Source organism: Streptomyces sp. NPDC033229, assembly GCF_055576875.1.
The window spans coordinates 1-11,979 of the sequence record NZ_JBVIQR010000085.1 but is presented as its reverse complement, the minus strand read 5'-3'; the positions used below and the strand labels follow the sequence as shown (position 1 = coordinate 11,979).

Annotated in this window: 9 protein-coding genes and 1 pseudogene; 5 read left to right on the top strand and 5 right to left on the bottom strand. The window is 73.4% G+C overall.

From position 1 onward, the window contains the following. Nucleotides 1–96: 96 nt before the first annotated feature. Both ACZ53N_RS34605 and ACZ53N_RS34600 read right to left on the bottom strand, forming a co-directional pair. The gene (locus tag ACZ53N_RS34605) at nt 97–1,176 is read right to left on the bottom strand and encodes an alpha/beta hydrolase (protein WP_469144743.1); all 1,080 of its coding nucleotides are present in this window, start codon (nt 1,174–1,176) and stop codon (nt 97–99) included. Nucleotides 1,177–1,476: 300 nt separating this feature from the next. After that, a complete protein-coding gene (locus ACZ53N_RS34600; protein WP_469144742.1) occupies nt 1,477–2,691 on the bottom strand; it encodes a Gfo/Idh/MocA family protein in 1,215 nt (404 codons plus the stop codon). Nucleotides 2,692–3,039: 348 nt separating this feature from the next. Here ACZ53N_RS34600 and ACZ53N_RS34595 point away from each other — a divergent pair, with 348 nt between their 5' ends. The 3 genes from ACZ53N_RS34595 to ACZ53N_RS34585 all read left to right on the top strand — a co-directional run bounded on the left by ACZ53N_RS34595 (nt 3,040) and on the right by ACZ53N_RS34585 (nt 7,864). Continuing rightward, nucleotides 3,040–5,814, top strand: coding sequence for a helix-turn-helix transcriptional regulator (locus tag ACZ53N_RS34595; RefSeq protein ID WP_469144741.1), 2,775 nt, complete (start codon nt 3,040–3,042; stop codon nt 5,812–5,814). A gap of 110 nt (nt 5,815–5,924) precedes the next feature. Next, the gene (locus tag ACZ53N_RS34590) at nt 5,925–6,860 is read left to right on the top strand and encodes a serine hydrolase (RefSeq protein WP_469144740.1); all 936 of its coding nucleotides are present in this window, start codon (nt 5,925–5,927) and stop codon (nt 6,858–6,860) included. A 257-nt stretch (nt 6,861–7,117) separates the two neighbouring features. Then, nucleotides 7,118–7,864 (top strand): GNAT family N-acetyltransferase, encoded by a 747-nt coding sequence (locus ACZ53N_RS34585; protein WP_469144739.1) that lies wholly within the window; start codon nt 7,118–7,120, stop codon nt 7,862–7,864. Nucleotides 7,865–7,901: 37 nt separating this feature from the next. Here ACZ53N_RS34585 and ACZ53N_RS34580 read toward each other — a convergent pair whose 3' ends face one another. Beyond that, nucleotides 7,902–8,810, bottom strand: coding sequence for a LysR substrate-binding domain-containing protein (locus ACZ53N_RS34580; protein ID WP_469144738.1), 909 nt, complete (start codon nt 8,808–8,810; stop codon nt 7,902–7,904). Nucleotides 8,811–8,911: 101 nt separating this feature from the next. Between ACZ53N_RS34580 and ACZ53N_RS34575 the strand changes: the two genes are divergently transcribed. Then, entirely contained in the window at nt 8,912–10,123 is a 1,212-nt protein-coding gene (locus tag ACZ53N_RS34575) for a diaminopropionate ammonia-lyase (protein WP_469144737.1), read from the top strand. 36 nt (nt 10,124–10,159) lie between these two features. On the opposite strand, the gene ACZ53N_RS34570 is transcribed toward ACZ53N_RS34575, so the two are convergent. Continuing rightward, entirely contained in the window at nt 10,160–10,846 is a 687-nt protein-coding gene (locus tag ACZ53N_RS34570) for a hypothetical protein (RefSeq protein ID WP_469144736.1), read from the bottom strand. Nucleotides 10,847–11,530: 684 nt separating this feature from the next. Here ACZ53N_RS34570 and ACZ53N_RS34565 point away from each other — a divergent pair. Beyond that, nucleotides 11,531–11,851 (top strand): hypothetical protein, encoded by a 321-nt coding sequence (locus tag ACZ53N_RS34565; RefSeq protein WP_469144735.1) that lies wholly within the window; start codon nt 11,531–11,533, stop codon nt 11,849–11,851. 28 nt (nt 11,852–11,879) lie between these two features. Here the strand turns inward: ACZ53N_RS34565 and ACZ53N_RS34560 are convergent. Beyond that, nucleotides 11,880–11,979: pseudogene (locus tag ACZ53N_RS34560) on the bottom strand (IS481 family transposase); the annotation flags it as partial.

The following is an 11,979-nucleotide window of genomic DNA, read 5'->3' as shown; positions in this document are numbered from 1 at the left end:
GTCGGGTGCAGACGTCGCAATCCACACCGAACCCAGAAGGCCCTCACCTGTTCAAGCACCCAGCACGCGTGTCACCAACGTCCCGGGACAACACAGCTAGGGCGAAGGGGTCGGGCCCTGCATGTGCGCGCTGATGTACTGGAGCGGCCCCTTGCCCAGGCTCGGGACGTAGCTGCGGGCGCTGTGCTTGCCGCCCTCGATCACCCGGAGGCTGGTGTGGACCGGGCCCTTGCCGTACCGGGCCTGGAACTTCCTTACGTCCTTCAGGCGCTTGACCGGTTCCTTGGTGCCGACCTGGAAAGCCAGGTAGACGTCCGGGCCCTTCCGGTTGATCAGCTCCTGGGCCAGCTTCTGCGGGTTGTTCTCCTGCTTCTCCTTCTCGTGACCGGCCCACAGCGGGGAGTCCGGCACGATGTCCGGGCCGGAGGCGATGACGGCCTTGAAGCGGTCCGGGTACTTCAGGACCGACTTCAGGCTCGCGAAACCGCCGGAGGAGGAGCCCATGAACGCCCAGCCGTCGCGTGACTTCAGGGTCCGGAAGTTCTGCTTGACCAGATTGGGGACGTCCTCGGTCAGCCAGGTGCCCATCTTCGCCTGGCCGGGGATGTCACTGCCGTCGTAGTAGCGCTTCTCGTCCGGGTTCAGGACCGGCATGACGAGGATGAAGGGCAGGCTCTTGCCTTCCTTCGACCACTTGGCGATGGACGACTGGAGCTTGCGTTTCGTCTCCTTCCAGTAGTTGTGCGGGTAGCCGGGGCCGCCGGGAAGGGCGACCATGACGGGGAAGCCGCTCCGGGCGTACTTCTTGTCGTGCAGGTACTGATCGGGCGCCCACACCCAGACGTCGCCGGTGAATCCGGACTTCTCGCCGTGCAGGGTCGTCCTGGCGATCTTCGTGCCGTCGTCGACGGTGTCGTCGATCGTGAAGGTCCGCTCGGGCCCGGTCGGCATCAGCGTGTCGGCGTTCACCTTCCCCGGATCGCCGTGGGACTGCCCCCGCGCGAAGCTGATCGGGTCGCCCTTGTCGGTGAAGGGAGGGATGTCGAAGTGGTCGAGCACCGGCCAGGCGACCAGCCCGAGGGTGGTGAGGGATGCCACCGTGATGATCCAGCGTCTGGCGCGGAAGCGCGGGCGGCGGCCCTGGGGCGGCTGAGGGCCGTCGGGCGAGTGGGTCATCACATGACTCCGGCTGATGGTGCTGCCCCGAAGGACATGGGCGGGTGTTCCGCCCATGTTGATGATCAAGCCCGCGCCTAGGTTCCGAAAATTCCACGTGGCGATCGCCACTAAATCTTCGAAAACACTCCCCATACCCCGACCATGCCGTCAAAAGCACGGGGAAGCCACCGTATGGTGCCCCACGCCCAGGCCCACACCACGGCCCACCACGACCGGGCCCGGGATCGATCCACGCGTGTCAGGAGCGGCGCCACCCGCGCCGGCGCGCCGTGCTTCTCTCCGCCACGTCGCGCTTTTCTAGCCACGTCCGGGCGCGGCGAAGAGTTCCCCGCGCCACCGAGCGGCCGGGGACGGCACGGGGGAGGGGACGGTATGCATCAGTCGCACGTTCTCTCCGGCCGCGTGGGCGACCCGCACGGTCGCACCCGTCCGGGCCGCCTCGTACACGGCGAGCGCGGTGCGCAGCGCCTCACGACCGGCCGGGCCGTCGACGGCCGGGGGCCGGCCGTCGGCCACCGCGTCGCAGAAGTCCAGCAGTTGCTCCCCGTGCGGGCCGCGCAGCAGACCGCAGCTGTCCCGTTCCCGCCCGGCCGCGGCCGCGGCCGCGGCCGGGCGGCGGAGGTCGGCCTGGTTGCCCGCCCCGTACGCCCCCTCCGCGAGGGCCTCCGTCTCCCCGAGGGGGTCCGTTTCCGGGTCCGCGGCGTGGAAGTAGACGAGCTCGTCGTTGTCGATGACGGCCGAGCCCCGGTCGCCGTGCACCGCCAGCCGCGTCGTACGGCCGGGGAAGGCGGCCGTGGTGGTGAGCAGGGACGTCAGCGCGCCGCTCGCGTGGCGCAGGCTGGCGGTGACCACGTCCTCGACGCCGATGCCGGAGTGGCCGAGCAGCGCGGTGTGAGCCTTGACCTCCACGACCGGGCCGAGCAGCCACTGGACGAGGTCGAGCGAGTGCACCCCCTGGTTGATCAGGGCTCCGCCGCCGTCCAGCGCGAGGGTGCCGCGCCAGCCGTCCGACGCGTAGTAGGACCGGCCGTGCCACAGCGGGACCTCGACCGAGGCCGAGGTCGGGGTGCCGAGCTCACCGGCTTCGAGGGCGTCCCGCACGACGCGCGAGGCGAGGTCGAACCGGCGCTGGCTCATGACGGCGAGCACCCGGTCCGCCTGCCGGGCGGCCTCGATCAGCTGGTCCGCGGCCCGCACCGACACGTCGATGGGCTTCTCCACCATCACGTGCTTGCCCGCGGCCAGGGCCGCCCTGCCCAGCTCTGCGTGCAGTCCGCTGGGGGTGCACACCGACACCGCGTCGATGTCGTCGCGCGCCAGCAGCGACGCCACGTCCGTCGCCTCGCAGCCGGTCTCGGCCGCGGCCTGCCGGGCGCTGTCACTGTCGCGGGACGAAGAGGCCATCGCCACCAGCCGCGCGCGTCCGGCCAGCGGTGGATAGGAGGTCAGGACCCGGGCCTGCAGACGCCCGATGACGCCGCATCCGATGATGCCGAAGCGCAGCTCGCTCACGCGACCTCCCCTGTCATGGGTCCTGTGGTGCGCCGTGGTCCCGCGTCCCCCAGGTCATGGGCGGGATCCGTCGGACGGCTCCCGCCGGGTCCGGACGGGGGGTGTGATGGGGGGTTCCGGAAACCCGGTCCGACAAGCATTGTCGGACCGGCGGTAACCCGGCAGGAGCCGTGCTCGCAGTATCGACGGGCGCGCCGACGGGCCGCATCTGACACATGACCTGCGGCGCACAGGGAACGCGGACCGCTCGATGATCGTCATGACCAGTGACGCGGGCATTGTGCACGAGCGCGGACGCTCGGGCATCAGTCACGCGACTGGTGAACTGACGAAGGGAGCCCCGATCTCATGGTCCTGGGGCGGGAGCGGGAACGGAACGAGCTGGCTGCCCTGCTCGACGACGCACGCGAGGGGCGAAGCCGTGCCCTGGTGGTGCGCGGCCCGGCCGGCATCGGCAAGAGCACGCTTCTCGACGACCTGGTGGGCGCCGCGCAGCCGGATGTCCGGGTGCTGCGCGCGGTCGGCGTCGAGAGCGAGGTCGAACTGCCCTTCGCCGGGCTGCATCAGGTGCTGCGGCCGCTGCTGCCCGGTCTGGAGCGGCTCCCGGCGCCACAGGCCGGGGCGCTGCGCGCGGTGTTCGGCCTGGAGACCACCTCGGCCGACCGGTTCCTGGTGGCCCTGGCCGTGCTGACGCTGCTGTCGGACGCCTGCGAGGAGGCACCGGCCCTGGTGCTCGTCGACGACGCGCACTGGCTGGACCCGGCGTCCGCCGAGGCCCTGGTCTTCGTGGCCCGGCGGCTCGAGGCGGAGGGCCTGGCCATGGTCTTCGCCGTACGCACCGGCGCCGGGCGCTTCGACGCGCCCGGCGTCCCGGACCTGCACATCGGGCCGCTGCCCGCCGAAGTGGCCGAACAGATGCTGGAGCACTCGGCGCCGAAAGCGGTGCGCTCGGTGCGGCTGCGTCTGCTGAGCGAGGCGGGCGGCAACCCCCTCGCCCTGCGCGAACTGCCCGCCGCCCTGGACCCCGACCAGCTCAGCGGCAGCGCCGCGCTCCCCGAGTGCCTCCCGCTCAACGACCGGCTGCAGCAGATCTACCACAGCCGCCGGGCGGAACTCCCGGCCCACTACAGCGATGTGCTCCTGCTCGCGGCGGTCGAGAACGACGGGGACCTCGCCGCGATACTCCGCGCCGGGGGCGACCCGGACGAGGCGATCGCCGGGCTGTCCGCCGCCGCCGCGGCCGGGCTGATCGACCTCGGCGAGCAGCGGGTGCTCTTCACCCACCCGCTGATCCGCTCCGCCACCTACCAGGCGGCCTCCCTCACCGAACGCCGGGCCGCGCACCTCGCGCTGGCCCACGCGATGGACGAGGAGGACGAACGGCGGGTCTGGCACCTGGCGGCCGCCACCATCGGTACGGACGACACGGTCGCCGGCCTCATGGCCACGCTCGCCGACCGTTCCCGCCGGGCCGGCGGCGCGACCACCGCCAGCCGCGCACTGCGCCGCGCCGCCGCGCTCGCCTCCTCCCCCCGGGTCCGGGCCCGCTGGCTGATCGACGCCGCCGAGTGCGCCTGGACCGCCGCGGAACCCTCACAGGCCACGGCGCTGCTCGACGAAGCGGAGTCCCTGACCTCGACCCCGGAGCTGCGGGCCCGCTCCGCCCAGGTGCGCGGTGCCATCACCCATGCCAGCAGCGACCCGGCCATCGCCTGCCGCACGCTGATGGACGGTGCCCGCCTCGTCCTGGAGAGCGACGCGCTGCTCGCCGGGGAAATGCTGGTGATGGCCGCCCGCTCCGCATGGGTGGCGAACACCCCGCGCCAACTGGGCGAGATAGCCGCGCTCCTCGACCTCAGCGACCGCGCCACCAGCGGGGTGAGCGACCACTTCATGGCACAGGTGCGCTGGCTGCGCAGCCTCGCGCCGGAGGAGACACCGACCGCCGTACCGTGGAGCCACACCCCCCAGGCGTCCGCCGCCCGGGTCCCGGCGTGGCTGTCCTCCACGGACCCCAAACCCTGGGTGTGGCCGCCGGTCTTCCTGCCGCACATGACGGGCGACACCGCCACCACGCTCGACGCCTACCAACGCGCCGTCGACACCCTGCGCAGGAACGGCGCGGTGGGCGCCCTGCCGATGTCCGTCGCCCCCCTCGTCGCGCTCCAGCTCATCACCGGCCAGTGGACCGTGGCCGCCGCGAACGGGGCCGAGGCGCTGTTCCTCGCCGACGAGACCGGACAGCTCGGGGCCGCTTCCCATCTGCGCGCCATGCTCGCCTGGATCGCCGCCGCCCGCGGCGACAGCGAGCGCTGCCGGGAGCTCGCCGCGGAATCCCTGGCGATCTCCGTGCCGCGGCGTATCGCCTCCTCGATCGCCGTCTCGCACTGGGCACTCGGGCTCAACGCCCTCGCCGAGCGCAAGGCCCCCACCGCGGCCCGGCTGCTGCGCGAGGTCGTCACCCCCGGCGCCCCCGCCGAACACTTCATGATGGGCTGGCTCGTCCTGCCGGACCTCGTCGAGGCGTCCCTGCGCGCCGGGCAGGTGGAGGAGGCGCGCCGGGTGCTCAAGGATTTCGAGTACCGGGCGATCCCCGCGCGGCTGCCGGAACTCCGGGGGACCTGGTTGCGGTGCCGCGCCCTCCTCGCGGCGGACGACGAGGCGGACGCCCTGTTCGGCGCAGCCCTGGACGCCCCCGCCGCGTCGGCCTTCGATACCGGCCGCACCCACCTGCTGTACGGGGAGTGGCTGCGCCGAGTGCGCCGCATCAAGGACGCCCGGGAGCACCTGCACCAGGCCGTGTCCTCCTTCTCGTTGGTCGGGGCCGAGCCGTGGGCGGACACGGCACGGCACGAACTGCGCGCGGCGGGCGAGCTGTTGGAGGAACCCGGCACCGACTCGGGTGAGGCGTGGAGCGCGCTGACGCCCCGCGAGCGGCAGATCGTCCGCCTCGTCGCCCAAGGCATGAGCAACAGCGACATCGCGGCGCAACTGTTCCTCAGCCCGCGCACCGTGGGGTACCACCTCTACAAGGTGTTCCCCAAGCTCGGTCTGACCTCGCGCAGTCAGCTGCACGGGCGGAGCGTGCCCCCCGGCGGGCGGGCCGTCGGCGGGGCGCTGTGACCAACGCCGCGTTCCCGCTCGCGCACCTGTCCACCCCGGCCGGTGGATCATGTGGGTCGGAGCGCACCAGGGGGGTGCGCTCCGACCGATAGAGGGGACTGCGTACGTTCATGACACGACACCGAATACCCACGCCTGCCCGCGGCGCCCTGTCCGCCGCTCTGGCCGTGGGCGTGCTCGTGCCGCCGGTCGTCGGCGCGGCACCGGCCACCGCCGCGACCCCACAGGTGAGCTGCGTCTCGGACAAGGCCGGGCTCGCCGCCAAGCTCGCCAAGGACATCACCGCGGCACTGAACGGCCGGTCCGCCACCACCGCGGTGTCCCTGCGCGACCAGGGCACGAACACCGTCTGCACCTTGCGCGAGGCCGACCGGTTCGACTCCGCGAGCGCGGTGAAGGTGACCGTCCTCGCCGCCCTGCTGTGGGACGCGAAGAAGACGGAACGACGACTGACCGAGCGCGAGTCCGACCTCGCCACGGCCATGATCACCAAGTCCGACAACGACGCCACGAGCGCGCTGTGGAAGCAGCTCGGCGCGGGCAAGGTCAAGGCGTTCCTCAAGGCCGCGGGGATGAGCCGGACCGTGCCCGGCGACGGCGGCTACTGGGGTCTCACCCAGATCACCGCGGGTGACGAGCAGAAGCTGATGGACCATCTGGTGCCCCGTCCCGGCGGGAAGTCGGTGCTGAGCGAGGCCTCGCGCGCGTACATCCTCAAGCTGATGGGGAAGGTCATACCGTCCCAGCGCTGGGGCACCTCGGCCGGAGCGCCGAGCTCGGTGAAGATCCAGGTGAAGAACGGCTGGCTGTCCCGCTCGACGCACGGCTGGCGTGTCCACAGCCTCGGCGCCTTCACCGGCGGCGGCCGCAACTACACCATGACGGTGCTCACGCACGACAACCGCACCATGGACGACGGCGTCGCCACGATCCAGGCCGTCGCCAGGGCGATCCACAAGAACCTCAACCCGGCCACGCTCACGGCGTCCGGTACCTACACCCCGCCCCGCGACCCGCAGGAGGTCGTGCCCCCGCTGCCGCGGTAGCCGTCCGGCGGATCATGGGGGTACACCACCGCTGCACGGCGGTGTCCTCAATCGCCGGACGGGCTCGATATCAGCCCGTCCGGCGATTGAGGACGCGCCCGCAGGGCGCTCGCCGCCGCAGGCGGCACCGACGGGCCCGCACCGGGAAATTGTGTTGATCACCACCGGCCCCCGGTGGTTGGCTTCGGCATCATGGCGCGGTGGCAGGCCGACGGGCCGTCAGGCCGCCGCCGAGGCACCCGGGAAAGACACCGACCATGACGTTGAAGATCACCACGGCCGCGCAGCACCCCGAGCTCCTGGAGCCGCTCTGGGAGATGCCCGACACCTGGCCCGAGTACGTCCAGAACGACCCCATCGGCTGGGCCCACTTCGCCCGTATCCCCGCTGTCTTCCCCGACTTCGTGCTCATCGCCACCGACGGCGACGGCGAGGTCGTCGCCCGTGCCTTCAGCGTCCCCTTCGCCCTGAACGTGAGCGGCCGCCACGGCCTGCCGGCCGCCGGGTGGGACCAGATATTGCTGTGGGCGTTCTCCGACCACCGCAAGTCCATACGTCCCGACACGGTCAGCGCCATCGACATCACGATCCGGCCCGACCACCACGGCCGGGGACTGTCGGCGACGATGCTCGCCGCGCTCCGCGACAATGCAGGCGCCGCGGGCTTCGCCGAGCTCGTCGCCCCCGTACGGCCCACGGGCAAGAGCGGCCACCCGCGGCTGCCGATGGCCGAGTACGCGGCCCTCACCCGCCCCGACGGGTTGCCCGTCGACCCGTGGCTGCGCACCCATGTCCGCGCCGGTGGTGTCATCGACTCCATCGCCCCCACCTCGATGACCGTCCCCGGCACCCTCGCCCAGTGGCGCACCTGGACGGGGCTGCCGTTCGACACCCAGGGTCCCGTCGACGTCCCCGGCGCCCTCACGCCCGTGCACTGCGAACCCGACCACGACTACGCCGTGAGCGTCGAACCCAACGTGTGGGTACGGCACAGCCTGGTCTGACCCGGGCCGTCGGCCATCAGACCCGGGCCGTCCGCCATCAGCCGCCGCCCGCCGCCCGGTCGACGTCCTCGGCCGCCCGCGCGAGGGCCGCGCGGGCGGCCCGCACGGCCGGATGCCGGCTGCCGCCGCCGCGCACGACCGTGAACAGTCTGCGCGAGCGGCGGCCGCCGGGGAGCTCCAGCAGGGGCACGGTCGGCTTCCGTCCGCACCACAGGAGGTCGGGGAGGAGGGCCGCGGCGTGCCCCTGCTCGACGAGCCGCAGATGCAGCAGCATGTCCGTGGACTCGTAGCGCACGTCGGGTTCCCAACCGGCGTCGCGGCACAGGGCCATCGCCCACCGGCGGGCCGGTGTGCCCTCCGGTTCCATGACCCAGGGGTGGCCGGCCGGCGCGCCGGCGGAACCCTCCCCGGCCTCGACGGGAAGCGCCAGGCGCAGGGTGTCCTGGCACAGGTCCACCTCCTCCAGCTCGGGGTGGCGCGGGTGCGGGTGCCCCGGGTACTCCTCCGCGACCACCAGATCGAAGTCCCGCGCGCGCAGCGCCGGCAGCGCCGCCTCCGGCTCGGCCTCGGTGACGTGCACCCGCAGGGCGGGGTGCGCGGCACGCAGCAGGGCCAGCGCGGGCGGGATCAGGGTCAGCGCCGCGGTCTGGAACGTTGCCAGGCGCAGCGTGCCGGTGAGGCCGGTCAGCGATTCGGCCACCTCGGCCCGGGCCTGTTCGAGCTGCTCCAGCACGGCCTCGGTGTGGGCGACGAGGATCTCGCCCTGCTCGGTGAGCCGTACCCGGCGGCCGACGGGCTCCAGGAGCGGCACGCCGACCTCCTTCTCCAGGACCGACAGCTGCTGGGAGACCGACGACGGGCTGTAGGAGAGCGCCGTGGCGACGGCGGCGAGGGTGCCCCGGTGCTTGAGCTCACGCAGCAGCCGGAGCCGGTGGAGGTCGAACATGGCTGATCGGAACCCTCTCGCTATCGTTCGGCTTTTCCGATGATTATTGATCGAAAAGCTTCGCTCGACCGAGGGTCGGTGGTCGGGGGAACGTAGTGATCATGCACAGCGACACCTCTCACCGCCCAGCCCTCCACCCGGCCGACCAGCGGGACACCCGCCCCGGCCCCCAGCCCGGCGCCGCGTGGTACGCGCGCCCCGCCGCCCGCTCGTGGACGTGCCCGCCCGTCCCGCACACCGGTCCCGTCGGCGCCGCCGACGCCGTCCAAGGCTTCCACGCCTCCCTCCCCGGCTACGCCCCGACCCCGCTGACCGAAGTCCCCGCCCTCGCGGCGGAACTCGGCGTGGGCCGGCTCTTCGTCAAGGACGAGTCGGCGCGCCTGGGCCTGCCCGCCTTCAAGGTGCTGGGCGCCTCCTGGGCGGTCCACCGGGCGGTGTCCGAACACCTCGGCCACCCGCCTCCCGCGACATTCGACGCGCTGCGGGCCCACCTCGTGGGCGGATCCCCGGTACGGCTGCTGACCGCGACCGACGGAAACCACGGCCGCGCCGTGGCACATCTCGCGCGGCAACTCGGGCTGTCGGCCCGGATCTTCGTCCCCGACGGGGTGCACGCCACCGCCGTGGCCGCCATCGCCGCCGAGGGCGCCGAGGTGGTCCGGGTGCCCGGCGGCTACGACGCCGCCGTGCTGCGGGCCCGCGAGCACGCGACCGGCCCGGCGGACATCGTCGTCCAGGACACCGCGTGGCCGGGCTACGAACGGATCCCCGGCTGGGTGGTCGAGGGGTACGCCACCTTGTTCGCCGAGGTGGACGAGCAGGTGCGCGCGGCGTCCGCCAGCCCGCTCGGCGTGCTCGCGATCCCCGTCGGGGTGGGCTCGCTCGCCCAGGCCGCCGTGGTCCACCACCGGTCCGGGGCCCGCGGCCGGGCACCGGCCCTGCTGACGGTCGAACCCGACACCGCCGCCGGACTGCTGGAAAGCCTCACCGCGGGGGCCCTGCGCACGGTGCCGACCGGCACCACGATCATGGCGGGGCTCAACTGCGGTACGCCGTCCTCCCTCGCCTGGCCGTATCTGCTCCGCGGCGTGGACGCGGCGATCGCTGTCGACGACACCGCCACCGCCCGCGCCGCCTCGGACCTCGGCGGTCTGGGCGTCCCGGCCGGTCCCTGCGGGGCGGCCTCCCTGGCCGGGCTGCGCGCCGCCCTCACCGGCGACGGCGCGGGCGCCCGCCGGGCGGCCCTGGCCGCCGACCGCGACAGCACGGTCGTCCTGCTGAGCACCGAGGGCAGGGCCGCCAACCAGCACTGAGAGCGAAAGGCCCGCCCCCCGACCGTCCCGCGGCGCCTACGCCCCCTCGGCGGGCAGGGGAGCGCCGTGCCACTGCCAGGGCGGGGTGACGCGCGGCAGACCCGGCAGCTCCGCCCGGCCGGTCGCCCACAGCAGGGTGCGCCAACGGTCGGTGTCCACCGGAGCGTCGGGGAACAGCCGGGCCAGCACCCGGCCGCACAGATCGGTCGGCGGGTTCCAGTCGACGCCCAGCCCCTCGGCGACGTCGTGCGTGTGCACCAAGGTCTCCACGACGCCCATGGCGGCGAAGCCCTCCGGATCCGAGGTCCCGAAGGCGTGGTACGCGCGGACCTCGGGGGACGCCGTCCGCACCATGGCCACCAGCAGGGCGCCGGTGGCCTCCAGCACCCGCAGCAGCCCGGCGGGCCCGGCGGCGGGATCGGCGACGATCACATTGGCCGGGGCGCCCGGCCGCTGCCGGGTCCACAGGAACGGCACCTCACCGTCCAACGGCGGCTCCTCGGGCCCCAACTGGGCCGCATAGGCGAACAGATCGTCGCTGAGGTGCTCGACCGTCTCCCAGCATTCCCAGTCCAGGGAGCCGGCCTTGGCCTTCCACGCCGTGGCGGGCGCGCCGCTCAACGCGGTCACCGCCAACCGGACGGCCCGGCGCACATCGTCCGCGGTGACGGGCTCTCTTGACTGACCATGCGTTTCGGATGAGTGACCATGCGTTTCAGACATGCCGCGACCGTACCAACAGCCACTGACAACCCTTCGGCGACCGTTTGTCCGAGCCGGGGGAGCCGGGGTGCCGGTGGCTCCTCAGGGGGCGAACGGCCCGTTCGAGCAGCGGCGTTCCGCCGACTGCACCTCCCGGCGCGCGCCGCCGCCACCCTTGCCGGAACGTGGCGACCATGCGGTCAGCGCGCCTCACCACCGGCCCGCGGGCCACGGCAGCGCGGGAGCACCGCGCGCCCGGCGCGAAACCCCTGCCGTGGCTCGCGGGACTCGCCGCCGTGTACACCCTCGCCCAGCTGGTCCTCGTCACGCCCGGCCTCGGCCTCGGGTGGGACGAGACGGTGTACCTCAGCCAGGTCAGCCCGCAGGCTCCCGCCGCCTTCTTCAGCGCGCCCCGCGCCCGGGGCATCACCTTCCTCGTCGCGCCCGTGGCCGCCCTGACGACCCTCGTCGGCCTGGCCCTCGCCGTCCCGTACCTGTTCATCGGCTACGCCGCGCCCCGGTTCTGGCTCCCGGCCCACGCGCTGCTGTCCCTGCCCGTCGCCCTGGGGCTGCTCGGTGTGGTGACCGCCGCGCGACCGCGCGCTCGCCGCCGCGGCGCTCGCCCTCGTCCTGTCCGCGCACTTCGCGGTCCAGTACGTCGTCCTGCACCGGGCCGTCTCCCGCGGCCACGCCGTCCGCGAGGCCGTGGACGGCGTCGCGGCGCAGTTGCGTCGCCAGGGCGTACGCGCGCCGTGCGTCGTCACCGGGGCGGAGGCGGTACGGATCGCCTTCCGGGCCGGGTGCGCGTCCCGCCGGATCGGGGGCCACGACGGCAGCATCACCCTGCCCGGACTCCTGGCCGCGGCCGAGCGTCGGCCGGTGGTGCTGCTGCTGGAAGGCAGCCATGCGGTGCCCGCGTACGCCCGTGACTGGCGGGTCCAGCCCCTGTCGGGGCTGTCCGGGGCGGCCGGCTACCGCGCCTACCTGTCGCCCACGCCCGTGGGACCCCGGCGCGCGTCGCGATGACGCGGCGGGGGGACCGCCCGGACAGGCCCTAGATGTGTTGTTCGGACAGGTTGGTGACGCGGCTGGCTGGTGGGTGGCCGTCGATGCCGGTGTGGGGTCGGTGGTAGTTGTACCAGTCCAGCCAGTCG

What these genes read in the sequence shown, in the direction of transcription:
- ACZ53N_RS34585 (WP_469144739.1), top strand. Translation starts at nt 7,118, where the DNA reads ATGACGTTGAAGATCACCACGGCCGCGCAGCACCCCGAGCTCCTGGAG.
- ACZ53N_RS34590 (WP_469144740.1), top strand. Translation starts at nt 5,925, where the DNA reads ATGACACGACACCGAATACCCACGCCTGCCCGCGGCGCCCTGTCCGCC.
- ACZ53N_RS34570 (WP_469144736.1), bottom strand. Translation starts at nt 10,846, where the DNA reads ATGTCTGAAACGCATGGTCACTCATCCGAAACGCATGGTCAGTCAAGA.
- ACZ53N_RS34595 (WP_469144741.1), top strand. Translation starts at nt 3,040, where the DNA reads ATGGTCCTGGGGCGGGAGCGGGAACGGAACGAGCTGGCTGCCCTGCTC.
- ACZ53N_RS34580 (WP_469144738.1), bottom strand. Translation starts at nt 8,810, where the DNA reads ATGTTCGACCTCCACCGGCTCCGGCTGCTGCGTGAGCTCAAGCACCGG.
- ACZ53N_RS34605 (WP_469144743.1), bottom strand. Translation starts at nt 1,176, where the DNA reads ATGACCCACTCGCCCGACGGCCCTCAGCCGCCCCAGGGCCGCCGCCCG.
- ACZ53N_RS34575 (WP_469144737.1), top strand. Translation starts at nt 8,912, where the DNA reads ATGCACAGCGACACCTCTCACCGCCCAGCCCTCCACCCGGCCGACCAG.